This is a genomic window from Sphingopyxis sp. H050, assembly GCF_001468265.1.
Taxonomy (GTDB): Bacteria; Pseudomonadota; Alphaproteobacteria; order Sphingomonadales; family Sphingomonadaceae; genus Sphingopyxis.
Genome location: NZ_LNRZ01000006.1, coordinates 202,501 through 227,588 on the forward strand (window position 1 = coordinate 202,501; position 25,088 = coordinate 227,588).

General features: G+C 66.5%; 25 protein-coding genes (1 of these 25 running past the window's edge). 8 read left to right on the top strand and 17 right to left on the bottom strand.

Features of this window, described 5'->3' with window-relative positions; translation table 11 throughout:
• Nucleotides 1–287 carry the 5' portion of a CBS domain-containing protein gene (locus tag ATE67_RS13945; RefSeq protein WP_058817284.1) on the bottom strand. It extends 139 nt beyond the left edge of the window, so the window shows 287 of its 426 coding nt (coding positions 1–287); it begins with the start codon at nt 285–287; its stop codon lies off the left edge, out of view.
• 114 nt (nt 288–401) lie between these two features.
• Here ATE67_RS13945 and ATE67_RS13950 point away from each other — a divergent pair, with 114 nt between their 5' ends.
• Both ATE67_RS13950 and ATE67_RS13955 read left to right on the top strand, forming a co-directional pair.
• Entirely contained in the window at nt 402–710 is a 309-nt protein-coding gene (locus tag ATE67_RS13950; protein ID WP_058817285.1) for a hypothetical protein, read from the top strand.
• Nucleotides 700–1,086 (top strand): acyl-CoA thioesterase, encoded by a 387-nt coding sequence (locus ATE67_RS13955; RefSeq protein ID WP_058817286.1) that lies wholly within the window; start codon nt 700–702, stop codon nt 1,084–1,086. Before ATE67_RS13950 ends, ATE67_RS13955 begins: the two co-directional genes overlap by 11 nt.
• Before the next feature lie 22 nt (nt 1,087–1,108).
• Here ATE67_RS13955 and ATE67_RS13960 read toward each other — a convergent pair whose 3' ends face one another.
• From ATE67_RS13960 to prfA, 5 genes are all read right to left on the bottom strand, one after another.
• Nucleotides 1,109–2,809, bottom strand: coding sequence for a DUF4139 domain-containing protein (locus ATE67_RS13960; protein ID WP_058817287.1), 1,701 nt, complete (start codon nt 2,807–2,809; stop codon nt 1,109–1,111).
• Nucleotides 2,810–2,812: 3 nt separating this feature from the next.
• Entirely contained in the window at nt 2,813–4,294 is a 1,482-nt protein-coding gene (locus ATE67_RS13965) for a DUF4139 domain-containing protein (RefSeq protein WP_058817288.1), read from the bottom strand.
• 87 nt (nt 4,295–4,381) lie between these two features.
• Complete coding sequence (locus tag ATE67_RS13970) at nt 4,382–5,242, bottom strand: DUF4167 domain-containing protein (RefSeq protein ID WP_058817289.1); 861 nt, start codon at nt 5,240–5,242, stop codon at nt 4,382–4,384.
• 231 nt (nt 5,243–5,473) lie between these two features.
• The gene (gene prmC, locus ATE67_RS13975; RefSeq protein ID WP_058817290.1) at nt 5,474–6,289 is read right to left on the bottom strand and encodes a peptide chain release factor N(5)-glutamine methyltransferase; all 816 of its coding nucleotides are present in this window, start codon (nt 6,287–6,289) and stop codon (nt 5,474–5,476) included.
• Nucleotides 6,290–6,450: 161 nt separating this feature from the next.
• Nucleotides 6,451–7,518, bottom strand: coding sequence for a peptide chain release factor 1 (gene prfA / locus ATE67_RS13980; protein ID WP_058817414.1), 1,068 nt, complete (start codon nt 7,516–7,518; stop codon nt 6,451–6,453).
• 71 nt (nt 7,519–7,589) lie between these two features.
• Here prfA and ATE67_RS13985 point away from each other — a divergent pair, with 71 nt between their 5' ends.
• Nucleotides 7,590–7,913: a GIY-YIG nuclease family protein gene (locus ATE67_RS13985; RefSeq protein ID WP_231728163.1), complete on the top strand. Its 324-nt coding sequence runs from the start codon at nt 7,590–7,592 to the stop codon at nt 7,911–7,913.
• A 60-nt stretch (nt 7,914–7,973) separates the two neighbouring features.
• Here the strand turns inward: ATE67_RS13985 and hisS are convergent, their stop codons facing one another.
• Complete coding sequence (gene hisS, locus ATE67_RS13990) at nt 7,974–9,224, bottom strand: histidine--tRNA ligase (protein ID WP_058817292.1); 1,251 nt, start codon at nt 9,222–9,224, stop codon at nt 7,974–7,976.
• 77 nt (nt 9,225–9,301) lie between these two features.
• Between hisS and ATE67_RS13995 the strand changes: the two genes are divergently transcribed.
• The 3 genes from ATE67_RS13995 (at nt 9,302) to ppa (ending at nt 12,689) form a co-directional block, all read left to right on the top strand.
• Nucleotides 9,302–9,940: a DUF1345 domain-containing protein gene (locus tag ATE67_RS13995; RefSeq protein ID WP_058817293.1), complete on the top strand. Its 639-nt coding sequence runs from the start codon at nt 9,302–9,304 to the stop codon at nt 9,938–9,940.
• 81 nt (nt 9,941–10,021) lie between these two features.
• Nucleotides 10,022–11,947: a M61 family metallopeptidase gene (locus ATE67_RS14000; RefSeq protein WP_058817294.1), complete on the top strand. Its 1,926-nt coding sequence runs from the start codon at nt 10,022–10,024 to the stop codon at nt 11,945–11,947.
• A gap of 205 nt (nt 11,948–12,152) precedes the next feature.
• On the top strand, nt 12,153–12,689 hold the full coding sequence (gene ppa / locus ATE67_RS14005) for an inorganic diphosphatase (RefSeq protein WP_058817295.1): 537 nt from the start codon (nt 12,153–12,155) through the stop codon (nt 12,687–12,689).
• 40 nt (nt 12,690–12,729) lie between these two features.
• Here the strand turns inward: ppa and ATE67_RS14010 are convergent, their stop codons facing one another.
• From ATE67_RS14010 to ATE67_RS14025, 4 genes are all read right to left on the bottom strand, one after another.
• Nucleotides 12,730–13,650 (bottom strand): mechanosensitive ion channel family protein, encoded by a 921-nt coding sequence (locus ATE67_RS14010; RefSeq protein WP_058817296.1) that lies wholly within the window; start codon nt 13,648–13,650, stop codon nt 12,730–12,732.
• Entirely contained in the window at nt 13,647–14,846 is a 1,200-nt protein-coding gene (gene metC, locus ATE67_RS14015) for a cystathionine beta-lyase (protein ID WP_058817297.1), read from the bottom strand. The genes ATE67_RS14010 and metC overlap by 4 nt, the downstream gene beginning before the upstream one ends.
• 207 nt (nt 14,847–15,053) lie before the next feature.
• On the bottom strand, nt 15,054–15,896 hold the full coding sequence (gene sseA, locus ATE67_RS14020) for a 3-mercaptopyruvate sulfurtransferase (protein WP_058817298.1): 843 nt from the start codon (nt 15,894–15,896) through the stop codon (nt 15,054–15,056).
• A 164-nt stretch (nt 15,897–16,060) separates the two neighbouring features.
• Complete coding sequence (locus ATE67_RS14025; protein ID WP_058817299.1) at nt 16,061–17,377, bottom strand: hypothetical protein; 1,317 nt, start codon at nt 17,375–17,377, stop codon at nt 16,061–16,063.
• A gap of 118 nt (nt 17,378–17,495) precedes the next feature.
• Here ATE67_RS14025 and queF point away from each other — a divergent pair, with 118 nt between their 5' ends.
• On the top strand, nt 17,496–17,966 hold the full coding sequence (queF, locus tag ATE67_RS14030) for a preQ(1) synthase (RefSeq protein ID WP_156417031.1): 471 nt from the start codon (nt 17,496–17,498) through the stop codon (nt 17,964–17,966).
• A 45-nt stretch (nt 17,967–18,011) separates the two neighbouring features.
• Nucleotides 18,012–18,422: an acyl-CoA thioesterase gene (locus tag ATE67_RS14035; protein ID WP_058817301.1), complete on the top strand. Its 411-nt coding sequence runs from the start codon at nt 18,012–18,014 to the stop codon at nt 18,420–18,422.
• Between the two features lie 515 nt (nt 18,423–18,937).
• Here ATE67_RS14035 and ATE67_RS14040 read toward each other — a convergent pair.
• The 6 genes from ATE67_RS14040 to ATE67_RS14065 form a co-directional block, all read right to left on the bottom strand.
• Entirely contained in the window at nt 18,938–20,224 is a 1,287-nt protein-coding gene (locus ATE67_RS14040; protein WP_058817415.1) for a cytochrome P450, read from the bottom strand.
• 55 nt (nt 20,225–20,279) lie between these two features.
• On the bottom strand, nt 20,280–20,717 hold the full coding sequence (locus ATE67_RS14045; RefSeq protein WP_058817302.1) for a hypothetical protein: 438 nt from the start codon (nt 20,715–20,717) through the stop codon (nt 20,280–20,282).
• A complete protein-coding gene (locus tag ATE67_RS14050) occupies nt 20,714–22,309 on the bottom strand; it encodes a helicase HerA-like domain-containing protein (protein ID WP_058817303.1) in 1,596 nt (531 codons plus the stop codon). Before ATE67_RS14050 ends, ATE67_RS14045 begins: the two co-directional genes overlap by 4 nt.
• Nucleotides 22,310–22,665: 356 nt before the next feature.
• Complete coding sequence (locus ATE67_RS14055) at nt 22,666–23,034, bottom strand: RidA family protein (RefSeq protein WP_058817304.1); 369 nt, start codon at nt 23,032–23,034, stop codon at nt 22,666–22,668.
• A 54-nt stretch (nt 23,035–23,088) separates the two neighbouring features.
• The gene (locus ATE67_RS14060) at nt 23,089–23,457 is read right to left on the bottom strand and encodes a VOC family protein (protein ID WP_058817305.1); all 369 of its coding nucleotides are present in this window, start codon (nt 23,455–23,457) and stop codon (nt 23,089–23,091) included.
• Between the two features lie 115 nt (nt 23,458–23,572).
• Nucleotides 23,573–25,075 carry a trypsin-like peptidase domain-containing protein gene (locus tag ATE67_RS14065; RefSeq protein WP_058817306.1) on the bottom strand — a complete coding sequence of 501 codons (1,503 nt, stop codon included), beginning with the start codon at nt 25,073–25,075 and terminating at the stop codon, nt 23,573–23,575.
• Between the last annotated feature and the right edge of the window lie 13 nt (nt 25,076–25,088).

Here is a 25,088-nt window from a genome sequence, read left to right on the forward strand (position 1 = left end):
GTCATCTGCGACAGCGCCGCGATCACTGCCATGCGCGAGTCACAGGTGACCGGCGACTTGGTCATCACTTCGTCGAGAGTGCGGTCGAGCGCTTCGGGGCCATAGGAAGACATCAGCCGGACGAGATCGCGCTCGGAGAAAATGCCGACGATCGCATCGCCCTCGACGACCGGGACCGCGCCGATGCGATGCTGCGCCAGCAAGTCGATCACCGCCCGCACCGTATCCGCCGGCCGCGCCGAAACCACCGCGCCTGTGCGCCCGTGAAGAATCGCTCCGATCGTCATGGTGCCGCTCCCTTCGTCTTATCCGTTGCCCGCGAAGCCTATCATGATTCGCCGCGAAGCCAAATGCGCGGCCTTTCGGCTTGGCCTTATGGAAGGCATGGTTCATGAAGTCGCATGGTCAAACGCTCGCCTCTCGACAATCGCGCCACGTCGGATGTCGCCTGGGCCCGCTATCGCCGCCTGATGCGCGGCATGGCGCTCGTCTCGGCGGGCGCCGTGGTCCTGGCGCTCGGCTGGCTGCGCTATACGCTCGGCGACCAGCTCACCATCCATATGATCATCGCGACCGCCGCGGGCGTCGGCCTGTCGGTCATGCTCGGCGCGGCGCTGATGGGTCTCGTCTTCCTGTCGAGCGGCAGCGGCCATGACGAAGCGATCGAAGACCCGTTCGAGGACGATCCGGACATGAAGAATGAGCGATAAGCCCGACTGCCCGCGCGACCCGATCCTGCGCGTCGTCCCGCGTCCCGCCGACATCAACGCCAACGGCCATATCTTCGGCGGCTGGGTGCTGAGCCAGATGGACATCGCCGGCGGCATCGTCGCCGGACGCGAAGCGCAAGGCGCGGTCGCGACCGTCGCGATCGAGACGATGGAGTTCATCGCGCCGATCCTGCTGCGCGACATCATTTCGGTTTACGCCCATATCGAACGCCGCGGGCGCACCTCGCTCGCGATCCGGCTCGAGGTCATCGCGACGCGCGACGGCGGGCGCACCGAAGAGAAAGTGACCGAAGGCGTCTTCACCTTCGTGGCGCTCGACGAAAACCACCGCCCGCGGCCGCTGCCGTCGGAATGACGATCATAAGGCGGGGGGCCGCCTATTCGTCCGGCCCTTCCCAATCGTCCTGATTGTCGGCGCCGATGCGCGCCACCTCGCGGACGCGATAGTCGATCGAGCGCTTGCCCTCCGCGGGCACGACCACCGACCAGATGCGCTTGCCGTCGCGCTCCTTCACCGGCTTGCTGAGCTTGTCGATCGCATAATCGCTATCGTTGGCAAAGCTGACCTCGACCGGCTCGGCGACCTGGCCGTCATTCTCGATCGTCATCCGGTAGCGCGCCCAGCCTTCGCCCGCATCGAGTTCCTCGCGATCCGAGCTCAGATAGCGATCGTTCGACTCGGGCAGGTCGAAATCGACCAGTTCGCCGACCGCCTTGTCCTTCACCTTGGTCTCGGCCGCGAGCATCCGCTCGCCGCCGCGCGCCTGGAAGAAGGTGACTTGTCCGCCGGGCAACGGCTCGTCCAGCACTCCGCCCTTCTTGTTGTCGATTCGCAGCACCGATTTTTCCGAGCCATAATCGTCGCCGCTCACCTCCAGGATATAGAGCAGCTGCGCTGCGACCGCCGGCTTTTCGAGGAAGGCGATCTGCTTGCGGCTTTGCGCGCCCAGCGTCGTCGGCTGCGGGACGCGGTAGAGCTTGTAGTCGCCGATGTCCTCGCGCGGCGCGATGCGGCTGCCGGTGACGACGATCGAATCGCACCCATCCTCTTCGTCGCCGCATCCCCCGCCGCCGCCGAAGAAACCGATGCTGAAGCCATCGGCATAGGCCGGATATTCGGTCGGCAATGACGCCGGCCCGAACTGGCGTCCGCCATAGGTGCCGGCGCCGGTACTGCCGCGCGGCCAGCAATCGAACCAGACTTCGATATTGTCGGGGTGCCAAGGGTCCTCGCGCGCTTCCTGCTCGCGGCGATCCTCCGCGTCCCACGCATCCTCGTCGTCGGCCGCCGGCGCCTGCCGGAAGAAAGCTATGCGTCCGGCGATCACCGCCATGTCGGCCTTTTCGAAACTGGTCGCATCGCCGCTGGCGACGGTCAGCCAAGCGAAGAGGTCGACCGAATCGGCGTCGCCGGCGACGTCGCCGACATAGTTCGACTGCCAGTCGAAATTGGTCGCAAGATAGGTGAGCTCCAGCGTCGTGCGCCCGCCCGGCTGATCGCCGAGCGTCATCGACAGCGTCGGCACCGGGTTCAGGCCCGCGGGGACCGCCTCATACAGCATCGTCTGCGGCAGGCCGCTGCATTGCACCGCCTCGAACCCACCCTTGCGCTCGACGATCAGCGCCTCGGGTCCCGATCGGATGCGCACGGACTCGAAACTCGGCTTGCCTGTCGCCGGATCGGTGGTGCGCAGCAGCACGCGCTGGCCGGTGAAGGCGTCGATCAGCCCGCGCTGTGACAGCAGGCGGCGGTCGAAATTCTTCTCGCGCGGCCGCCCCTTGGGTCCGCGCAGCAGGGCGCTTTCGGGAAGGATGCTGCTCGACACCCCCTCGAAGCGAATCGTCACCGGCCCCGGAGGCAGGTCGACGCTGCGCGTTTCGCGGATCAGCGCGAAGCCGCCGAGCCCGTCGTCATTATCGGGCGCGGGCAGCGCGCTGTCGGTGTCGCGCGCCGGATCGCGGTACAGGCTGATGGCGACATGGTCGGGCTTGGGCGAAGCGACGACCGGCGGATCGGCCGCGCGGGCCGATCCGGCCGCAGCCAGAAACACCAGCAGGGCGAGCGCCGCGCGCCGCATCGCTCAGTTCAGCGTGTCAAACTGGACGGTCAGCTCGGTGCGCCCGTTCGCGGGCACCGTCACCATCCACTTCCGCTGCTCCCAGAGCAGGCTCGGTTCGGCGGTTATGCTTTCAGCCGAAACGCGCGTGTCATTATTATAGGTGTTGAGCCCGTTCTGCGTGAATTCGATCGTCACCGGCTGCGGGCGCGCGTTGGTGAAGATATATTTCATGTGCGTGCGCCAAAAATTGCGCTTCACGTCGACCTCGTAGGTTGTCGTCACCCCATCCTTGCGAATGCGATACTGGCTCGTCCGCGTCCATTCTTCCTCGGTCAGCTTTTCCCGCTTCTCGAGGATCGGCTGATATTTGACGTCGAAGGCGCGCCCGGTCGCGAGCGACAGCGTCGAACCTGCGGGAGTATGGCTGATATAGGATTCGCCGACGAACTGTGCCTGCCCGCGCGCGTCCTTCACATAGAGCCGCACCGATCCCGCGGGCATCGCGTCGCCCACCCCGCCCTTTCCGGTGGAGAAGCGATAGGTCGAGAGCGCGCTCTGCGCTTGCTCGAGCGAGCCGAAGCGATCATGCGACGCCGAATAGCCGCGCGTCGCGGGCACCGCCATCGCGTCGAGGAAGGCGATCTGCTTCTGCTGCGCGCTCGCGATCGTCGTGCGGTCGGCGATCGGATAAGCGAACATGTCGGCGAGCGCCTCGGCCTTCGCCTTCTCGGTCCCGGCGCTGGTCAGCGCGGCAGGCTCGCCGTCGTCGCCGCGGCGGCTGCGCCGCACCCCGATCTCGCTGCTCGCCACGAGCAGCAGTTTCGCATTCGCAAATCCCGTGCCGCTGTTGTTCTTCAGCGTCACCCAGCCCTGCAGGTCCATCGCCTTCGCGGCCTCGTCGTAGAGCGCGACATAGTCGGCGCGCCAGCTGAGCCCCTCGGACAGATAACGGAGCGTGAGCGGCCGCGCGCCCGCCGCCTTGGAATCGACCATCACCGACAGCGTCGGGCGGGCGCGCAGATTGGCCGGGATGCCGTCGAAGATCACGCGCACCGGCAGATTGTCGTCGCGCAATATCTCGATCCGGCCGCCGACGTCGAGAACGACGCCGCCGTTGACCGCCAGCACCTTCGCGCGCTCGCGCGTTTCGGCGCCGGTCGACGGGTTGGTGCGGATCAGCGTGATCTCCTGCCCCACCGCCTTCTGCATCATCGCTGTCGGCGACAGCAGGTCGAAATCGAAATTCTGCTCGACGATCTCGAAATTGCTGCCGGTCAGGCTGACCGTCTCGGGCCGGATGCGGCTCGACACGTCGGGAAATTCGACCCGCGATTCGCCGGCCGGGAGCGTCACCAGCCGCGTGTCGGTGACGAGCGCAAGCTCGCCCGAATAAACGGTGACCGCGACATCGCCCTGCGCATTGCCGACCAGGTCGGCCTGCGCCATCGCCGGGCCGGTCGCCGATCCGGCCAAGAGCACGCAAGCCATTGCCAAAGCGCGCATAATCACCTCCCCGCACGATGTCGTGCGAAGAGGCTATGTTATGTCGAATCCAAAGGCCAGCCGAAATCGGCGAGCGATCGAACGGCCTTATTCGGCCGCTTCGACCCCCGAACCGCGCGGGGCGAGCGTGCGGCGGGTGCGGCGCGCCTTGGGCGCGGGCGCTTCGTCGGCGTCGCCCTCGGCTGCTTCGGGCTCGGCCGGACGACCGATGGCCGGCGGCAGCACCGCGGTGTCGATGCCAGCATTGCCGCCATCTTCGTTCACATCGGCCTCGGGGCGGGCGCGGCGCGGACCGCGGCGATTCGTGCGCGGAGCGGGCGCTTCCTGTGCGGATTCGACCTCGTCCCCATGGCCTTCATCGGCGTTGGCGACGGGGCCGCGATCGTCCTCGCGGTCGCGGCGATTGCCCCGCTCGCGCTGCTGGCGGTTGCCGCGATTGTCGTCGTCGCGGCGCTCGTTACCGCCGCGCTCGCGGCCCTCACGGCCTTCGCGATTGCCGTTTTCACGATTGCCATTGTCACGACCTTCGTCGCGGCTCTCGGTGTCGGCGTCGGTGTCGCTTTCAAAGCCGCTGTCGTCATGGCCGTCGAAATCCTCGACGCCGCGGATCTCGCGGCTGCGGTCGTAGCTGCGCTCCTGTCCGTTCGCGGCGGCCTTTTCTTCCTGCCGGGCGCGGAAATCGCTCACGACGCGGAAATAATGGTCGGCGAACTGGAGATAATATTCGGTCTGGACCCGGTCGCCCGCAAGCTGCGCGTCGCGCGCAAGGTTGCGGTATTTCTCGATCATCTGGGCCGCGTTGCCGCGGGCTCGGCTGTCGATGCGGTTGGCCTGGTCGACACCGCCGCGTCCGCCACCGGACTGCGAGCGATTGCTGTTATTGTTGTTGTTATTGTTGCGGCCGCGACGGCGACCGCTCTGTCGGTTGTTCATGTTCAACTGAGACATCCTGATAAGCTAATAAGCTACGCCAACCCCATTTTGGCCGACCGCGATATGCGCGTCGCGCCCGCGCTTTGTGCGCGGTTCCCGTTACCGCCTGCGCCGGACCCATGGTCCGCACCAGCCTTGTAAGTGGGAAGCAGACCGGCCGGACCAATGAAGGTAACCGTGCCGGGTCTGTGAGCCGCCCCTACCGTGCTTTCGGGCGGAAACCAAGCAAATTCTTGCACGAGCCGGTCAGGCGCAGGTCAGCAAAAGCGCCCTGTCGCGGCCGCCGAGGTCCCGCTTGCAGATCACGGCAAAGCCCGCCGCTTCGGCGAGCTGCGATACCGATATGCGTTGCCGGTGCCCGATTTCAAGGATCGCGATCCCGCCGGGCGCCAATAATCGGCCCAGATCGGGGATGATCCGGCGATAGTCGCGCAGCCCGTCGGCGCCCGCGAACAGCGCCCCGGCAGGCTCAAAATCGGCGACGTCGGGCATCAGCGCCTCGCTGTCGGCGATATAGGGCGGGTTGCAAAGAATGAGGTCGAACGGCCCGTCGACGCCGTCGGCCCAGTCGCCGGTTCGGAATGCGGTGCGCTCGGTCAGATCCAGCACCTCGGCATTCGCGCGCGCCAAGGCCAGCGCTGCCTCGCTCGCATCGACGCCAAGCCCGGTCGCGGCGGGCCATTCGGCCAGCGCCGCGAGGAGCAGCGTCCCCGGCCCGGTGCCGAGGTCGAGCACCCGCCGCGGGCCGGACTCGCCGAAATGCTGAACCGCCGCTTCGATCAGCGTCTCGCTGTCGGGACGCGGGATCAGCACGCCGGGGCCGACCCGCAGCCGGATCGTCCAGAAATCGCGATAGCCGACGATATAGGCGAGCGGTTCGTGCGCACGCCGCCGCTCAATCAAGGCGTCGAACATGTCGGGAACCGCGTAGCGCGCCGGATCGAGCAGCAAAACCTGCCGTTCGACGCCCAAGGCGTGCGCCAGCAGCAATTCGGCGTCGAGCCGCGGCGTGTCGGAGACGCCAGCCAGCCGCTGCGCCGCATCGCGCAGTGCCTGAGCCACGTCACACACGTAAAATTCCGTTCGTGCCGAGCGAAGTCGAGACACCCATCAACCGCGCTCTACGTCGAGAGGCATCTCGCGCCGTAGGTTTATCCTGAGCGCCCGCAGAGCAGTCGAAGGGCTCGCTGCGAACGGATTGGGGAACGCGCAGGGGCGCTAGTCTATTCACCCAGCCCCGCCAGCCGCTGCGCCTGATCCTCGGCAATTAGCGCGTCGATCAGTTCGTCCATCTGTCCCTCGATAATCTCCGGCAGGCGGTGGAGGGTCAGGTTGATGCGATGGTCGGTCACGCGCCCCTGCGGGAAATTATAGGTGCGGATGCGTTCGGAGCGGTCGCCCGAGCCGACCATCGACTTGCGCGCCGACGCCTCGGCGCTGTGGATCTTCTCGCGCTCCAGATCATAGAGCCGCGCCCGCAGCACCTGCATCGCCTTGGCGCGGTTCTTGTGCTGACTGCGCTGATCCTGCTGGATCACGACGAGCCCGGTGGGCAAGTGCGTGATGCGGATCGCCGAGTCGGTGGTGTTGACGTGCTGGCCGCCCGCGCCCGATGCGCGATAGATGTCGATTTTCAGGTCGTTGTCGTTGATCGCGACATCGACCTCCTCGGCCTCGGGCAGCACCGCGACGGTCGCCGCGCTGGTGTGGATGCGCCCTTGGCTTTCGGTCGCGGGGACGCGCTGGACGCGGTGGACGCCGCTTTCGAACTTCAGTTTGGCGAACACGCCCTGCCCGCTGACCGACGCGACGACTTCCTTGTAGCCGCCGACCTCGGTCTCGTTCGCCGAAATGACCTCGACCTTCCAGCCCTGCGTATCGGCGTAGCGGCTGTACATGCGCAGCAGGTCGCCCGCGAACAGCGCCGCCTCGTCGCCGCCGGTCCCGGCGCGAATTTCCAGCATCGCGGCGCGTTCGTCCGCGACGTCCTTGGGCAGCAGTTTGATCGCCAGATCATGCTCGGCGGCGGGCAGCGCCGCCTCGACCGCGGCGATTTCCTCGGCCGCCATCGCCTTCATCTCGGGATCGGCGAGCATTTCGGTCAGCGACACCAGTTCGGCCCTAAGCCGCGTCACTTCGCTCGCAGCCTTGGCGACGGGCTCAAGTTCGGCAAACTCCTTCGACGCCGCAACGAAGTCGGCCGGCGCCATATCGCCCGTCGCCATGCGCGCCTGCAGCGCCGCGTGGCGTTCGATGATGGCGTCGATCTGCTTTTCGGAAACGGAGGTCATCTTGTCCAAAATGGTATAACTACGTCATGCTGAACTTGTTTCAGCATCCATGGCGCCGCATAGAGGCCAACATGCCGTCGCGGCAACCCTGCACCTATATTCTCGCCAGCCAAAAGCAGGGCATGCTCTATATCGGCGTCTCGTCCGACCTCGCCGCACGCATCTGGCAGCACCGATCGGGCGCCGCGCCGGGATTCACGACGCAATACCGCGTCTACCGGCTCATCCACGCCGAATTCTTCGACGATATGGCGGCCGCGATTGCGCGCGAAAAGCAACTCAAGCGTTGGCACCGGCCATGGAAGATCAATCTGATCGAGGCGAACAATCCCGACTGGGACGATTTGGCCGTGGAATGGGGAATTGCCGAACCACTCCAGAAGCCATCATGCTGAACTTGTTTCAGCATCCATGGCGCTACATCGAAACCTCGGCCCATGGACCCTGAAACAAGTTCAGGGTGACGAGGGAAGAAGAGCCTGCATCGCCTTCGCCCGCTCGCCCTCACCCCGCACATTGATATGCGGTGCGCCATCGCGCGTGCCGACCGAAATCAGCGCGTGCGCCGGAATCTTCGCTGCCTTGTCGAAGCGCTTGCGCGGCGAGCCGCTCGCGACGATCTCGGTCGCGAAACCAGCATTTCGAAGCGCTGTCAGCGCCTGCATCGCCAGCGCGAGCTGGCCATCATCCTCGACCGCGATCACCGCGTCGAGCCGCGTATCGATCACATCGTCGGCCAGCAACATCGCCAGCCGCTCAATCCCCGCCGCCCAGCCGACCGCCGGGGTCGACGGGCCACCGAGATTCTCGATCAGCCCGTCATAGCGCCCGCCGCCGAGCACCGTGCCCTGCGCGCCCAGCCGGTCGGTGACGAATTCGAACGCCGTGTGGCGATAATAGTCGAGCCCGCGCACCAGCCGCGCATTGCGCTCCCACGCGACGCCCGCCGCGTCGAGCCCGGCGGTCACGGCACCGAAGAAATCCTGCGCCTCCTGCGTCAGATACGCATCGATGTCGGGCGCGCTGTCGGCGATCGGCCGGTCCTTCGGATCCTTGCTGTCGAGGATGCGCAGCGGATTCTTGTCGAGCCGCGCGAGGCTGTCTTCGCTGAGATCGCCGCGGTGCGCTTCGAAATGCTCGACCAGCGCCGCGCGCCACGCATCGCGGCTCGCCGCATCGCCCAGCGTGTTGAGCGTCAAGGTCACGCCCTCGGCGATGCCCAGTTCCTTCAAGAGCTGGTCGGCAAAAACCAGCAGTTCGGCATCGGCGAGCGGGCTGTCGCTGCCGATCACCTCGGCGTCGAGCTGGTGGAACTGGCGATAGCGGCCCTTCTGCGGGCGCTCGTAGCGGAACAGCGGGCCGTGCGTCGCGACTTTGAGCGGCGCGAACTGCTGCCAGCCGTTGGTGATATAGGCGCGCGCGATCCCCGCGGTGAATTCGGGGCGCAGGGTGATCGATTCGCCGCCGCGATCGTCGAACGAGTACATTTCCTTCGACACGACGTCGGTCGTCTCGCCGAGCGATCGCGCGAACACCGCGGTCGGCTCGATCACCGGCACCTCGATCCGCTTGAAGCCATAGAGGCGGCGCACCCGTTCGAAGGTCTCGACGACATGTGCGAAGCGGTCGGCGAAATCGCCGAGCATGTCCTGCGTGCCGCGCACGGCTTGCGGGGTCGGGATCTTGGCGGATTTGTCCTTGCTCATGCGCCGCGCGTCTAATGCTTTTTCGCCGAAAGGCAAAGCGGGCTTGCATGGGCCTTCGCCGCGGCTAGGCTCGGCATATGGCCCGCACCATCGGCAACCGCATCGCGCCGCCGCGCTTCGTCGCCTATGCGGCGGGCCTGATCCTCGTCGCGATCTGGGCGGTGTGGCAGTCGGCTTCGCCGCTGCACGGCTTTCTGATCGGCTTCGATATCGTGACCGCGCTCTTCCTGCTGTCGACGATCCCGCTGTTCCGCACGACCGACCCGCGCGTGATGGCGCGCCACGCGACCGAGAATGACGCCAACCGCACCGCGCTGCTGATCCTGTCGGTGGCGGTCAGCATTGTCGTGCTTGGCGCGCTGGCGCAGCTCGTCGCGGGAACCGGCGCCTATTCGAAGCCGCTGGTCATCGTCACGCTCGCGCTCGTCTGGCTGTTCGCCAACATTGTCTACGCGATCCATTATGCGCATCTCTATTACCGGCGGGGCGGCGCGAAGGGCGGACACGCCGGCGGGCTGTCGATCCCCAGCACCGACACCCCCGACTATTTCGATTTCCTGCATTTCGCGCTGATCCTGGGGATGACCTTCCAGACCGCCGACATCGACATCACCAGCCGCGACATCCGCCACGCATCGACCGGGCACTGCCTGGCCGCCTTCATCTACAACCTCGGCATATTGGCCTTCTCGATCAATATGATCGCCGGCGGCTGAGCCGCGCGGTTCGTCGAACCGGCCGGCGCGCTGGCAGAGCGTCTGCTGGACCTCCGCGCGGTTTGGCGGCAGAGGATGGCCATGGAAAAAACCCTGTTCATCGCAGCCGCCCTGATCGCCATTATCGCCCCCGCCCATGCGCAGGAGGCGAACAGCCGCCCCCAGCCCGTCGTCCAGCCGCACAGCATCCCGCTGCCCGCCGACCGGCCTTATCCGGGCACGATGCTGCTGAAAGTCGATGCGACCGACTATGCGCGCGGCATCTTCCGCGTTCGCCAGACGATCCCGGTTGCGAAGTCGGGAAAATTCACCCTGCTCTATCCGCAATGGCTGCCCGGCAAGCACGCCCCGCGCGGCGCGATCGCCGAGATCGCGGGCTTCAAGCCGACCGCGGGCGGCAAGCCGCTGACGTGGACACGCCAGCCGACCGACGTCTACGCCTTTGACATCGACGTGCCCGCGGGGACGAAAAGCATCGACGTCGCCTTCGACTTCCTGTCGCCGACGCGGACGACCGAGGGCCGCGTCGTCGTCACCCCGGCGATGATGAATCTGCAATGGGAGCAGGTCAGCCTGTACCCCGCCGGCTATTTCACGCGCGGGATCCCGGTTCAGCTCGACGTGACCCTGCCCGACGGTTGGACCGGCGCGGCGGCGCTCGACGGGTTGAAGATTTCGGGCAATCGCTACAGCTACGCGCCGACGACTTACGAGACGCTGGTCGACAGCCCGATGTTCGCGGGGAAATATTTCCGCAAATGGGACCTCGGGCAGAATGTGACGCTGAACGTGGTCGCCGACGAGGCCAAATATCTCGCCGCCAATCCCGATCATATCGCGCGCCATGCGGCGATGGTGTCCGAAGCGATTGCGCTGTTCGGGATCAAGCATTTCGATCGCTACGAGTTCCTTCTCGCGCTGAGCGACGAGCTGGGCGGGATCGGGCTCGAGCATCACCGATCGAGTGAGAACAGCCGGAACCCCGATTATTTCACCGAGTGGGACGACAATGATTCGGAGCGCGGACTGCTTCCGCACGAGTTCGTTCACAGCTGGAACGGCAAATACCGCCGCCCCGACAAGCTGTGGACCCCCGACTACCGCACCCCGATGCAGGGCAATCTGCTCTGGGTCTATGAGGGGCAGACCAGCTTCTGGGATCTCGTCCTTGCCGGCCGGTCGGGGATGCAGTCGAAGGAAATGGTGCTCGCCGAATGGGCGACCAACGCCGCCACCTACAGCGTCCAGGCCGGCCGCGAATGGCGCTCGGTTGAGGATACGACGCTCGACCCCGTGATCGCAGCGCGCAAGGCGCGCGCCTTCCCCAGCGCAACGCGCACCGAGGATTATTACAACGAAGGCTCGCTGATGTGGCTCGAGGCCGACATGATCATCCGCCAGGCGACGAACAATGGGAAGAGCCTTGACGATTTCGCCAAGGCCTTTTTCGGCGGCAGGAGCGGCGACTGGGGCGAGGTTACATACGACTTCGACGACATCGCCGCGACGCTGAACGCCGTCCATCCCTATGACTGGGCGAAATTCCTGCGCGACCATATGCAGCTGCCCGGCCGGCCCGCGCCGGTCGCGGGGATCGAAAAGGCCGGGTATCGGCTGGTGTGGCGCGACGCGCCCAATGTCTATGACCGCGACCGCATGCGCCGCGCGAAGAATTACGACCTGACCTTCTCGCTCGGCATGACGATCGACAAGGATGGCGTGGCGGGCAGCATTTTGTGGGACGGCCCCGCATTCAAGGCCGACATCGTCAACGGGACGAAGATTGTGGCGGTCGAGGGCATGGCCTACAGCAAGGATCGGCTGGAAGCCGCGATCCGCGCCGCGGCCGACGGCAAGACCCCGGTGAAGCTGCTCGTCGAGCGCGGCGGGCGCTATCGGACGATCGACCTCGACTATCACGGCGGGCTGCGCTGGCCGCATATCGAGAAGAGTGGCGCCGGGCCTGACTGGTTCGACCAGCTCCTCGCGGCGAAACGCGCGCTGTAATATCCTCCCTGTGCTGGAGGCATGGCGAGGTGGCAGCGCAAAGCACTGACGCAAGGGCCAGGACGTCGCCCCTCCACCATCCGCTACGCGGACGGTCCCCCTCCCCATCGCGGCGCGACAGGGAGGAACTTGCGCCTCGACTTTCCGCGCCCACCGGCGCTAAAGGCGCGCGCGAATCCAAAAACCAAAAGGACTGCATTCTCCCATGCGCATCGACCTGATTCCCGCCGGCGACAATCCGCCCGACAGCCTGAACGTGCTGATCGAAGTCCCGATCGGCGGCGAGCCGGTGAAGTACGAGTTCGACAAGGCGTCGGGCGCGCTCTTCGTTGACCGCTTCCTGCACACCCCGATGCGCTATCCCGCCAATTATGGCTTCATTCCGCATACGTTGGGCGACGATGGCGACCCGCTCGACGCGCTCGTCGTCGCGCGCTCACCGATCGTTGCCGGCGCGGTGGTGAAGTGCCGTCCGATCGGCGTTCTGCTGATGGAGGACGACGCCGGAGGCGACGAGAAGCTGCTGTGCGTGCCGGTCAACAAGACCTTCCCCTATTACGCCGATGTCGCAAGCTACACCGACATGCCGCCGATCGTGCTCCAGCAGATCGAGCATTTCTTCACCCACTATAAGGACCTCGAACCCGGCAAATGGGCAAAGCTCAACGGCTGGGGCGACGTCGACGAAGCGAAGCGCATCATCGTCGAGTGCGTCGAGCGCGCGAAGAAGGTCGGCGTCTGATCTTCTGCGCCCCTGCGAACGCAGGGGACACACAGTCGCTTTAAGCGTCCGCGTCCTTATCGACGATCCGAACATCGGTCCGCGGATAGGGAATGCGGATTCCCGCCTCCTTGAAGCGGTCCCAAATGCCCAGAAACACATCGCCCTGGATATTGCCGAGGCCCGCTTCGGGGTCCGAAATCCAGTAGCGCAGCTCATGCTCGACCGCGCGTTCGCCGAAGGCGGTGATCCACACCGCCGGTTCGGGCTCGTTCAGGATGCGCAGGTTCGCGTTTGCCGTCTCGACGATCAGCCGCTGCGCCAGCCGCAAATCCGCATCATAGGGCACCGGGACGCGCATCCGCACCCGCACCTCGGGGCTGGCATAGCTCCAGTTCTCGACCGGCTGCGTCATCAGCAATTCGTTCGGGATCAGATGCTTCTTGCCGTCGCGGGTCACGACATTGACCGCGCGCACCCCGATCTTGGCGACGCGCCCGACGTTCGGCACGCCGTTTAGCATCGCCGACCCGCCCATGCTGCTGCCGTCGCCGACGACGATGATGTCGCCGGGCTTGATCGAGCGGTCCATCAACAGGATGATCCCCGCGATGAGGTTGCCGACCGTCTTCTGGAGGCCGAAACCGATCGCGAGGCCCGCGGCGCCCGAAAAGACCGCAAGCGCCGTCAGGTCGATGCCGAGCAGGTCGATGCCGAACAGCATCGCGAACAGGAAGAGCGCGATAGCGATCAGCTTTTCGGTCAGCAACCGCTGCGCCTCGTCGATCTGGCGATTGCGGCGGAGCAGCCATTTGATCGCGCGCATCGTCGCTTTGACCGCAACATAGAGCAGGAACGCGACGACGATCGCCGAAAACAGGCCATAGAGCGACAGGCGGTAAGAGCCGACGTCGAGCCCGATGTCCTTCATCACCGCTACGGTGCGCGCAAATCCCTCGCGAAGGCTTGTCTCGGCGCTCACAGGGCGGCGAATCCGCGCGTCAGATCCGCGATCAGGTCGGCAGGGTCCTCGAGACCGATCGACAGGCGGACGAGCGGATCGGGATCCGTCCAAGCCACGACGGTACGGATCGTCTGCGGATTGCTCGGCACGACCAGGCTTTCATACCCGCCCCAGCTGAAGCCGATGCCGAAATGTTCGAGCGCATCGAGGAAGCGCGTCCGCGCCGCCTCGTCGGCGCTCTTCAGGGTGAAGCCGAACAAGCCGCTGGCGCCGCCGAAATCGCGCGACCAGATCGCGTGACCCCGATCGCCGGGCCGCGCGGGATGCAGCACGCGACCGACCTCGGGCCGCCCCGCGAGCCAGTTCGCGATCGTCAGCCCATTATCGCCGTGCCGCGCCATGCGGACGTCGAGCGTCCGGAGCCCGCGCAGCATGAGCGCGCAATCGTCGGGCGAGACCGCCTGCCCCAGTTGATAGGCCGCGCTGCGCAGCCTGGGCCACACGGCGCGCGTCGCGGTAAGCGAACCCATCATCGCGTCGCTGTGCCCGCCGATATATTTGGTCAGGCTCATCATCGTCACATCGACGCCATGCGCCAGCGCCGGAAACAGCAGCGGGGTCGCCCAAGTGTTGTCGAGCATCGTCAGCACGCCGCGTTCGCGCGCTACAGCCGTGATCGCAGGAATATCCTGCACCTCGAAAGTCAGGCTGCCCGGCGATTCGAGGAAGATCAGCTTGGTCGCGGGTTCGATCAGTCCGGTGATATCGGCGCCGATCAGCGGATCATAATAGGTCGTCCTGACGCCCATCCGCGCGAGCATCCCGTCGCAGAAGGCGCGCGTCGGTTCATAGGCGCTGTCGACCATCAGCAGATGATCGCCAGGCGACAGCAAGGCGAGCAGCCCCGCCGAATTGGCCGCGACGCCCGAGGGATAGAGCAGAGTCCCTTCCGCCCCCGGCTCCATCTGCGTCAACGCGTCGGCGAGCGCCCACACCGTCGGCGTCCCGCGCCGACCGTAATAGAGTTTGTCGTGCGTCGCATGCCCGCGCGCCTCCAAATCCGCGATATTGTCATAAAGGATCGTCGAGGCGCGCCACACCGGCGGATTGACCACCCCACCGCCCAGGCGCGGGTCGCCGGTCCATTCGGGCCGCCGCCCGCCCTGCACCAGTTTCGTCGCGGGGCGGAGGCTGTCGTCGTCGCTGTTGCTCATGCCCCCTGTTAGCGGCGCGCCGGGCAAAATCCAGTGGCAGGTCACACGCCCCGCGCCAGTGGGCTATTTCCATATTTTCACACGAAGACACAAAGAGGGCAGCCCTTGCACGCACCGCGCGCGCATGAGTTGCCCTCTTTGTGTCTTCGTGCGAGACCAATGGCGCTACGCGCGGGCAGCCCAGCCTCCGCGCACGCGCCCCCGCGTTCAGGCCGCGCCGGTCGCCTTGGGCGTCGCGGGATCGGCGCCCCATTCGGTCCAGCTGCCGTCGTAAACCGCGACGTCCTCCTTGCCGAGCAGATGCGCGCCAAAGGCGACGACGGTCGCGGTCATGCCGCTGCCGCAGGTGGTGACGAGCGGCTTGTCGAGGTCGATGCCCGCGGCGTCGAAGGCGGCCTTCAGCGCGTCGCCGCGCTTCCACGTGCCGTCGGCGTTGAACAATTCGCTGTGCGGCAGGCTGCGCGAGCCCGGGATATGGCCCGGCGCCAGACCCGGGCGCGGGTCGCGCTCTTCGCCGGTGAAGCGCGCGGCGGGGCGCGCATCGACGACCTGTTCGGCGCCGCTGTCGATATTCGCCAAAATCTGGTCCTTGGTCCGGACCGCCTTCGCGTCGCGCCATACGGTGAAATGGCGGTGGCGCAGCGTCTGCTTGCCCATTTCGAGCGCGCGCCCCTCGGCCTTCCATTTGGCGAGCCCGCCGTCGAGCAAGGCGACGTCATGGGCGCCGAACAGCTTGAGCAACCACCAGGCGCGCGCCGCGCTTTTGAGCGGGCTGTCGTCGTAGATCACGATGCGGCTGCCGTCGCCGAGACCCAGCGACTGCATCCGGCTGGCGAATTTCTCGGCCGGAGGCGCCATATTGTCGATCGCATTGGACGTATCGGCTAGTTCGGCCAGGTCCATGAACACCGCGCCCGGGATATGGCCCGCCTCATATTCGGCGCGCGGGTCGCGGCCGGCGCCGTCCATGAATTTCGTCGCATCGACGATCCGGAGATCCGATGCCCCCAGTTCGCGTTCCAGCCAGTCGGTTGAGACCAAGGCGTCCATGTCATGCTCCTGTTGCGACCGAGCGGGAACCCGTTTGCCTGTCCCATCGCGGCCATCCTGCGGCTCTGTTCTTTCCCGGGGACGGCAAGCCTATGCCCCGGCGTGCCCTTTTTCAAGCACGCTGGCGGTCTGCCCCAGCCGATGCTGCACTGCAACAGAAAAGCTTATTGGCTGCGCTTGATCGCGGTCGTGCGCGCCGCCGGCCGATTGACGACGAGGTTCGGCCGGTCGAGCGGCAGCGGCGCGAGCTTGTCGCTGGCGCTGGCGCCTTGTTCGCGGCCGAGGACGAAGCTGCCGGCATTCTGACCGAACGCCTCGCCGGTGCCGTCCCAATGATAGGTGACGTCGAACGCCAGCACGGGAACCATCATCGGCTTGCCGCCGATCATCAGCGGCTCGACCGCGGCACGCGGCAGCATCACCTCGGTGCTGAGCTGCTCGCCCGCGCCCGGCGCGAGCCGCATGTCGTCGCGCAGCACGCTGCCGCCCGCGCCGTCGAAGAAGCGCTGGAGCACAGGTTCGGGCATCGCCGAGCCCTGGTTGAGCGCGATCCGCACCATCAGCCCGGTCGCATCGACCGATCCCTGATTGAGGAGGTTGAGCGTGAAAGCGACGATGAGCTGCTCAGCGGTCATCCGGATGCCGCGAATTTCGAGCGCCATCGACACCAGCGCGCGCTGTTCGGCCTGCGGTCGGGTGACGAGCGGCGCACCCGCGGGGCGCGGCGGAGCGATGGGAGCGGGTGACGGTGCTCGCTGGGCAGGCGACGCCGGGCGGGCCGGCTCGGCAGCGCGCGGAAGCGGCTTCGGCGCGGGCGGCGGCGTGGATTTAGCATAGTCGGCGGGCGCATCGCCTGCGATTGCCGGGCGGCGGCGCCAATACCAGAAGCCCGCGCCCGCGGCAGCAAGCCCTGCGAGCAACCACGCCCAAAGCGGTGTTCCGCCATCACCTCCGGCAGGCACCGACGCCGCAGCCGGTACGACCGGCACGGCGGAGGGCGCCGTCGGATCGGTGGTGAAGCCCGGGCCGGCGGCCGACGCGGGGGCAACGATATCGGGAGCAGCCACGACCGGCGTCGGCGTCATAGCGTCGGTGGCCGCCGCACGCGGTGCAGCCGTAGTGGCGGCGGGCGTGTCGCGACGCGTCGGCGTCGCGACCGTGGGCGCCGGGGCCGGCCTTGCCGTCGATGCAGGCGGCTGCGTCGCGACGACTGGCGGCGGTGCAGGTGCGGGCGTCGGCGCCGGGGTCGGCTGGCGATCGGCGGGACCGAGCGGCGGGAGGTTGTTGTCGGCCGGACCCTGCACGCCGGGCGTCCGGCCGTCGGACGCGGGCGGCAAGCGGAAGGTCGACGAGGGCGCGGGGGTCGGCGCGGGCGCATCGGTTTGCGCCCATACCGGCGGACCGAGCGCGAGCGATGCCGCCAGCGCTCCCAGCGACAGCCGCGCCATCTTTTGATTCCACCCGATCGTCCGCACCGTCATTCTTGAATCCGCGATTCCGAATTTACCTGTCACGCTCAGCCGCTGAATTGGCGCTGAACCCTTGTTCAACCGATGGGCCGCTGATGACATCGGCCGCGCGCGTCCCTAGATGGTTTCCATGTCCGATTCTACCCCTCCGGGCCTCGCGCCCAAACATCTCGGCCAGTCGAGCGAACTGCCCGCCTCGCCCGAGGCCGCGGTTCTCGACTATGTGCCCAATCCGCGCGCCGGCGAGCTTTATCTCGTCCGCTTCGCCGCGCCCGAATTCACCTCGCTCTGCCCGGTCACCGGCCAGCCCGATTTCGCGCATCTCGTCATCGACTACGCGCCGGGCGAAACGATCGTCGAATCGAAGAGCCTGAAGCTCTTCCTCGGCAGCTTTCGCAACCACGCCGGCTTCCACGAGGATTGCACCGTCGGCATCGGCCGCCGCCTGTTCGACGAGATGCGGCCCCGCTGGCTCCGCATCGGCGGCTACTGGTATCCGCGCGGCGGGATTCCGATCGACGTGTTCTGGCAATCGGGATTGCCGCCCGAAGGACTGTGGCTCCCCGATCAGGGCGTCGCACCGTACCGCGGACGCGGCTGAAGATTCATCTTTCCGTCACAAATTGTTGACACTAATGTCAGCGTTATGACCGCAGCCTCGCTCCCCCACGATCACGCCATCGCCGTCGGCGCCGACGCGATCGATTTCATGGGGCATGTCAACAATGCCCATTATCTGAGCTGGGTGCAGGATGCGGTGCTCGCGCACTGGCGCAAGATCGCGCCGCCCGAGGCGGTCGCGGCGCATCTGTGGGTCGCGCTGAAGCACGAGATCACCTACCGCCGCCCCGCCTTTCTCGACGATCAGGTCATCGCGACCGTGATCCTGGAAAAGGTCCAGGGCGCGCGCGCCTTTTACGAGACGATCATCAAGCGCGGCGAAGATGTGCTGGCCGAGGTGAAGTCGAGCTGGTGCTGCATCGACGCAGAGACGCTGCGCCCGGCGCGGCTCGCGAGCGATGTCATCGCGCGCTTCTTCCCGGGCGAGAAGGGCTAAGCCGCCAACTTCGCCGGAGTGCCGGCGCTGTTGCCTGCCCTGGTCAGCGCTGCGCCGGGAGGGGACCTTACTTGTCCGTCATCCCGGCGAAGGCCGGGATCTCACCCTCTCGGATTTGCGCACCGGCGAGATCCCGGCCTTCGCCGGGATGACGACAAAAGATAAATCCTCCCTGTCGCGCAGCGATGGGGAGGGGGGAGTGCAGGGTTGGATTGCCCCCGGCAATCCAAGTCCAGTCCGGGGACTGGACGACCCAGCACTCCGCCGGAGGGCGTGGTGGAGGGGCCCCGACGCTGCGCCATCGCCCCTCCGTCAGCGCTGCGCCCGAGGCGCAGTTTATCCTGAGCGCCTGCAAGGCAGTCGAAGGGCGCTGCCACCTCCCCATCGCTTCGCGACAGGGAGGATTTAAACGGCCGCAATCGGTCGTTTTCCGACACTCCCACGTTTCGGTTCGCGTCCAACGAGGTCGGTAGGGCGCCTTGCGATCCTTAGCCGGCACGGTGCTCCATTCGAACCTAGGCCGCCGCGAACCGGATCGGCAGGCGCTTCAGGCCGCCGACGAATACCGATTCGACCCGCGCGGGCTCGCCCGTCAGTTCGAGGCTTTTGAGCCGCGGCAGCAATTCCTCCATCAGGATGCCCATCTCCATCCGGGCCAGATGCTGGCCGAGGCAGACATGCGCGCCGAAGCCGAAGGCGATCTGCTGGTTCTTCTCGCGGTCGGGATCGAAGGTGAAGGGGTCGCCAAAGACATCCTCGTCGCGGTTGCCCGAAACATAGTTCAGCATCAGCCAGTCGCCCTCGCGGATCGTCTGCCCGCCGATCTCGACATCCTCCCTGGCGCTGCGCATGAAATGCTGGACCGGGGTGGTCCAGCGGATCGCCTCCTCGATCAGCCCCGCCTTGTCGCTCTCCGCATCGCGGAAGCGTTCGAACAGCGCCGGGTTCCTCGCCAGTTCCATGATCGCGCCCGCGGTCGAGGCACTGGTCGTGTCGTGACCCGCGGTCGCGATGATCATATAATAGCCGGCGAGTTCGCGGTCGGGGATCTGCTCGCCGCCGACCATCGCGTTGGCGATGACGGTCGCAATATCCTCGCGCGGGTTGCTGCGCCGGTCGGCGGTCAGCTCGCGGAAATAATTTTCGAAATCGGCGATGACATAGTGAAGCATCGCGATCGCCTGTTCGGCGCTGGTGATCGCCTCGCGGCTGCGGTTGAGTTCGGGGTCGGTCGAGCCGAACAATTGCTGCGTCAGCATCAGCATCCGCGGCTCGTCCTCGGGCGGCACGCCGAGGATATCCATGATCACGCGCAGCGGATAATGCGCCGCGACGTCGCGTGCAAAATCGATCTCGCCGTCGCCGGCCAGCATCCGGTCGACCGTCTCGCGCGCCAGATGCCGGATGCGGTCTTCGACGATCTTCAAATTCTTCGGCATGAACCAGCTCTGCGTCAGCAGCCGGTATTTCATATGGTCGGGCGCATCCATCTGGACGAGCGAGCGGATGAGGTGCCCGTCGCCCCCCGGCGTCGCGGCGCGCGCCAGCGCCTCGCCGTCGCGATTGGTCAGCACGGTCGGGCGAATGCCGTTGGCGAAGCGCTGCGGGTCGCGGCTGATCGCCATGATGTCGGCGTGGCGCGTCACCAGCCAGAAGGGGTCGTGGTCGGGATTCTCCGCAACCGCCAGCGGTGCGTTGGCGCGCGCCCATGCCAATTGTCGATGCAGCCCGTCCCAGTCGCCGTAAGCGGCGGGATCGACGACGGCGGCGGATACCTCTCCAGGCAATATAGGTTTTGTCATGCAACCCAAGCTGCCGCGATTCGCGGCGTTTGTCGAGCCGGTAGACGCGATGGCGTCAGGCGCGCTGCGGCGCACCGGCCGGCATCGCCTCGGCCCATTCGGCGCGCGCCTTGCGGATCATGGCTTTGAGCGCGTCGGCGTTCCGCGCCCACGCCGCGGCTGCTTCGGCGCTCCACGCGGCCCCGGCAGCGACGCCCAGCTCCTCGACCGTCATGTCGATGAAGGCGTCATATTCGGCGATCGGCAGCGCGCCGTAGCTGCGATGGGTGAAGACCAGCTCGGCGACGAGCGGCCAGACCCAGCTCTCGCCCGTCGCCAGCCCGAACATCATCTGCAGCGTCTCGTCGGTCATCCGCCGCGACGCGGCGTCGACCGAGATGAAGCTCGGTCGCCGCTCCGGAAAGGCGGCGAAGAAGCGCTCGAACAGCGGGATACGAATGTCCGCGTCGGCGGCAGCGATCAGGCTCGCTTCCATCGACGCGGCGTCGCTCATTTGAACAGGCTGCCCAAAATGCCGCGCATCAGCTGGCCGCCAAACTTGCCCGCGACCTGCCGACCGAGGCTGGTCGCCGCGGAGCGTGCCGCCGATTGCATCATCTTGTCGGCGAAGCTCGGCTTCGCGGCCTCGCGCGCCGCGGCCTTTTCCTGCTGCAGGCGCACACGCTCTTCGGCCGCCTTGCGCTTCGCCTCTTCCTTCGCGGCGATCGCCGCCTGCTTGTCGGCCTCGGCCTGCGCCTTGGCCTCGATCGCGGCCGCTTGCGCCTGCTCGGCCTTGGCGGCGAGCAATTCCTCGGCGCTTTCGCGGTCGACGGCGGTGTCATATTTGCCCTCGACCGGCGAGATCGACTTGATGATCGCGCGCTCCTTGGCGTCGAGCGGACCGGCCCGCGAGCAGGGCGCCTTGATCAGCGTGCGTTCGACCGGCGACGGCGCGCCGTCGGCCATCAGCAACGAGACGAGCGCCTCGCCGACCTTGAGCTCGGTGATCTCGCGCGCCACATCGACCTTGGGGTTGGGGCGGAAGGTATCGGCGGCGGCCTTCACCGCCTTCTGGTCACGCGGGGTGAAGGCGCGGAGCGCATGCTGGACGCGGTTGCCGAGCTGGCCGGCGATCGTTTCGGGGACGTCGATCGGGTTCTGCGTCACGAAATAGACGCCGACGCCCTTCGAGCGGATCAGGCGCACGACCTGCTCGATCTTCTCGGTCAGCGCGGGCGGCGCGTCGTCGAACAGCAGATGCGCCTCGTCGAAGAAGAAGACGAGCTTCGGCTTGTCGGGGTCGCCGACCTCGGGAAGCGTCTCGAACATTTCGCTGAGCAGCCAGAGCAGGAAGGTCGCATACAGCTTCGGGCTGGCCATCAGCTTGTCGGCGGCGAGGATGTTCACATAGCCGCGGCCATTTTCATCGACGCGGATCATGTCCTGAATGTCGAGCGCGGGCTCGCCGAAGAAATGGTCGCCGCCCTGCGTTTCGAGCGTCAGCAACTGGCGCTGGATCGTGCCGACCGTCGCCTTCGACACATTGCCATATTTGGTGGTGAGTTCGTCGGCGTTTTCCGCACACCAGGCGAGCATCGCCTGCAAGTCGCCCAGGTCGAGCAGCAGCAGATTCTGTTCGTCGGCGACGCGAAAGGCGATCGCGAGCACGCCTTCCTGCACTTCGTTGAGCCCCATCAGCCGCGCGAGCAGCAGCGGCCCCATCTCGGAAATCGTCGTGCGGATCGGGTGGCCCTGATCGCCGAACAGGTCCCAAAAGATCACCGGATTGTCGTGATAGGCCCAGCCGGCATCGCCGATCTCGGCGGCGCGCGCGGCAAAAATCTCGTGCATCTTCGACGTCGGGCTGCCCGCCATCGCCATGCCCGACAGATCGCCCTTCACGTCGGCGACGAAGACCGGGACGCCGACCGCCGAAAAGCCTTCGGCCAGCCCCTGCAAGGTCACCGTCTTGCCGGTGCCGGTCGCGCCCGCGATCAGGCCGTGGCGATTCGCGCGCTTCAGCACCAGCGACTGCCGCGGCCCGTCGGGGGCTCCGCCGCCGCCGAGGCCGATGTAGATTTCGGTCGCTTCGCTGCCGTCGCTCACTGCGCATTCCTCCACTCTGGCCACCCGCTCCAAAGTCTAGAACGGAGGGGCAGGCCAGGCAATCGCCAAACCGGTCCCGATGCGACGGGAAATGGCACAAAACTGCCCAACTTCACTCGCGAATCGCCGTTTCGCTCGCGCGCGGCGGAGCGTAACGAGACCGGAGCCATACAAGCCCCGCATGCATCGATCGAAATTGTGTCTTTAGGGGCTTTGACGGCACCGACATGGCGTGCCGGTGCAGCAGGGCGACGGGAAACATCGACGGGAGAATGCCGGATCATCCGACAGGGTAGATCACGCCGAAATATTTTAGGAAAGCGCTTTCGAAGCGTCCCGACCGAGAGCCTGGGCCATCATGTTTCTGCAGTCGCGATCGCGTCGATCTCGATTGCGAAGCCGAAGTGCAGCGGGCCGGTCGACACCACGGTCCGCGCCGGACGCGCCGCGCCGAAAAATGCGCGATAGGCCGCGTCGATTTCGCCCCAGTCGTTCATGTCGGTCAGATAGACCGTCGTCCTGACCACTTGCGCGGGGCCGACCCCCGCGCTTTCGAGCACGGCCTTCAGATTCGCGAGCGCCTGTTCGGTCTGCACCCTGACCGACGCCGCCGCCAGCGAGGTATCGCGGCCGGGCCGGAACGGCAGCTGCCCCGACACGAAGACGAGGCCGCCGCCGATCACGAAGGGCGAATAATGGGGGCCGTCGGCATTCCGCGATGTCATCCGCACTCTCCAAAGCTGGTGCGGATGACCTATCACGTCCGATGCGCGCCGCCATCACCCCATGACGAAGGCGTTGAGCTTGTTGCCGTCGGGGTCGCGGAAATAGCCCGCATAAAAACCCTCGCCGCGCGGTCCCGGCGGGCCTTCGCAGCTGCCGCCGTTGGCCAGCGCAAGGTCGTAAAGGCGCTGCACCTGCGCTTCGTCCTTCGCCTCCAGCGCCACCATCACGCCGTTGCCCACGCTTGCGGCATTGCCGTCGAAGGGTTTGGTCAATCCGATCCCGGCGGCGGCGCCCGGTTTGCCCCACGCGATGAACCCGTCGAATTCCATCATCCGCGGCGTATCGAGCTCGCCCGCGATCGCGTCGTAAAAGACCGCCGCCTTGGCGAGGTCGTTGGTTCCCAGCGTCACATATCCGATCATCTGCCTTCTCCCGACTCGTGGTTATGCGAACATAATAGGAACATTGTGCCCGACAGGCAAAGAAAAAGGCGCCGGGGCCAAAGCCCGCGGCGCCTTTTCTATTCGATGGCGACACTTAGCGCTTGATGCGCAGCGCCACGTCGGCCGAGGGACCCCCGCGGCGCAGGATTTCGACCAATATGGCCTCGCGCCCGGCCGCCTTGGTTGCAGCGACGACCTTCGCCAGCGCGTCGGCAGTCGCCACCGGGGTGCGGTTGGTCCCCGCACTGAGGATCACGTCACCGCGGCGGAGGCCCTTGCGGCCCGCGTCGCTGTTCGCCGAGACCGAGGCGATCACCAGACCCTTGGTTCCGGCATCGACGCCCACCGAGCGTGCAATGTCGGCCGTCAGCGGCAGCACCGCGAGACCCAGTTCATTCTGGATCGCGGTGTCGGCGGCGCCGGTCGGATCGTCGGGCGTCGCCTGTTCGTCCTCGGGGTCGAAAGCGGCCTGTGCCTGATCCGCCGAAGCCGGGCGCGTGCCGACCACGGCATAGAGCGTCAGCGTCTTGCCATCGCGAATCACCTCGAGCGGAATGCGCGTCCCCGGTTTGATGCGGGCGACGATGTAGGACAGCGTCTGCTGCGGCGAGACGTCCTTGCCATTGACCTTGGTCACGACGTCGCCGCGCTTCAGCCCGGCCTTGTCGCCCGCCTCGCCCGGCTCGATCCGGCCGATGCGTTCGCCGCGGTCCTTGGGCAGGCCCAGCGCCGCCGCCATATCCTCGTCGACCGGCGTGATGCCGATGCCCAGATAGCCGCGCTCGACGGCCTGACCGGCGCGCAGCGCCTCGATCACCGGGATCGCGGCGTCGGCGGGAATGGCGAAATTGACGCCGATATTGGCGCCGACCGGCGAGATCAGCATATTGTTGATACCGACGACATTGCCCTGCAGGTCGAACAGCGGCCCGCCCGAATTGCCGCGGTTGATCGCGGTATCGGTCTGGATGTAGCGGTCATAGGCGCCGCCCTGCCCCAGGTTGCGCTGCACCGCCGAGATGATGCCCGCGGTCACGGTCGAACCGAGGCCCAGCGGATTGCCGATCGCGACGACCCAGTCGCCGACGCGCGCGTCGCTGCCGGTGGCGAATTTGACGAACGGCAGCCCCGTCGCCTCGATCTTGAGCAGTGCGAGGTCGGACGCGACGTCGCGGCCGACGATCTTGGCCTTATATTCCTTGCTGTTGGTCAGCGTGACCGTGACCTCGTTCACCGCCTCGCCGCGCGGTCCGCCCGATACGACATGGTTGTTGGTGACGATATAGCCGTCGGCCGAGATCAGGAAGCCCGAGCCGCCGCCCTGCTGTTCCTGCGTGATCGGCTCGCGCGTGCCGGCGAACGGGTTCAGCCGGACGCCGAGCGTGACCTCCTGCTTGGTCGAGATGTTGACCACCGCGGGCTGAAGCTGTTCGACGAGGTCGGCGAAGCTTTCGGGCGCGCCGGCGCGCGGAACCGTCTTGGCGATCTCGCTTTTTTCATTTTGCGCGACCTGCGCGCCGACGGGCGACTGGGTAACGAGCGCCAGCGCGGTGCCACCCACCAGCAGGGCCGAAGTGATGCCATATACGTAACGCACGATCGCAATTCCT

What these genes read in the sequence shown, in the direction of transcription:
- ATE67_RS13950 (WP_058817285.1), top strand. Translation starts at nt 402, where the DNA reads ATGGTCAAACGCTCGCCTCTCGACAATCGCGCCACGTCGGATGTCGCC.
- ATE67_RS13955 (WP_058817286.1), top strand. Translation starts at nt 700, where the DNA reads ATGAGCGATAAGCCCGACTGCCCGCGCGACCCGATCCTGCGCGTCGTC.
- ATE67_RS13960 (WP_058817287.1), bottom strand. Translation starts at nt 2,809, where the DNA reads ATGCGGCGCGCGGCGCTCGCCCTGCTGGTGTTTCTGGCTGCGGCCGGA.
- ATE67_RS13965 (WP_058817288.1), bottom strand. Translation starts at nt 4,294, where the DNA reads ATGCGCGCTTTGGCAATGGCTTGCGTGCTCTTGGCCGGATCGGCGACC.
- ATE67_RS13970 (WP_058817289.1), bottom strand. Translation starts at nt 5,242, where the DNA reads ATGTCTCAGTTGAACATGAACAACCGACAGAGCGGTCGCCGTCGCGGC.
- prfA (WP_058817414.1), bottom strand. Translation starts at nt 7,518, where the DNA reads ATGACCTCCGTTTCCGAAAAGCAGATCGACGCCATCATCGAACGCCAC.
- ATE67_RS13985 (WP_231728163.1), top strand. Translation starts at nt 7,590, where the DNA reads ATGCCGTCGCGGCAACCCTGCACCTATATTCTCGCCAGCCAAAAGCAG.
- hisS (WP_058817292.1), bottom strand. Translation starts at nt 9,224, where the DNA reads ATGAGCAAGGACAAATCCGCCAAGATCCCGACCCCGCAAGCCGTGCGC.
- ATE67_RS13995 (WP_058817293.1), top strand. Translation starts at nt 9,302, where the DNA reads ATGGCCCGCACCATCGGCAACCGCATCGCGCCGCCGCGCTTCGTCGCC.
- ATE67_RS14000 (WP_058817294.1), top strand. Translation starts at nt 10,022, where the DNA reads ATGGAAAAAACCCTGTTCATCGCAGCCGCCCTGATCGCCATTATCGCC.
- ppa (WP_058817295.1), top strand. Translation starts at nt 12,153, where the DNA reads ATGCGCATCGACCTGATTCCCGCCGGCGACAATCCGCCCGACAGCCTG.
- metC (WP_058817297.1), bottom strand. Translation starts at nt 14,846, where the DNA reads ATGAGCAACAGCGACGACGACAGCCTCCGCCCCGCGACGAAACTGGTG.
- sseA (WP_058817298.1), bottom strand. Translation starts at nt 15,896, where the DNA reads ATGGACGCCTTGGTCTCAACCGACTGGCTGGAACGCGAACTGGGGGCA.
- ATE67_RS14025 (WP_058817299.1), bottom strand. Translation starts at nt 17,377, where the DNA reads ATGACGGTGCGGACGATCGGGTGGAATCAAAAGATGGCGCGGCTGTCG.
- queF (WP_156417031.1), top strand. Translation starts at nt 17,496, where the DNA reads ATGTCCGATTCTACCCCTCCGGGCCTCGCGCCCAAACATCTCGGCCAG.
- ATE67_RS14035 (WP_058817301.1), top strand. Translation starts at nt 18,012, where the DNA reads ATGACCGCAGCCTCGCTCCCCCACGATCACGCCATCGCCGTCGGCGCC.
- ATE67_RS14040 (WP_058817415.1), bottom strand. Translation starts at nt 20,224, where the DNA reads ATGACAAAACCTATATTGCCTGGAGAGGTATCCGCCGCCGTCGTCGAT.
- ATE67_RS14045 (WP_058817302.1), bottom strand. Translation starts at nt 20,717, where the DNA reads ATGAGCGACGCCGCGTCGATGGAAGCGAGCCTGATCGCTGCCGCCGAC.
- ATE67_RS14055 (WP_058817304.1), bottom strand. Translation starts at nt 23,034, where the DNA reads ATGACATCGCGGAATGCCGACGGCCCCCATTATTCGCCCTTCGTGATC.
- ATE67_RS14060 (WP_058817305.1), bottom strand. Translation starts at nt 23,457, where the DNA reads ATGATCGGATATGTGACGCTGGGAACCAACGACCTCGCCAAGGCGGCG.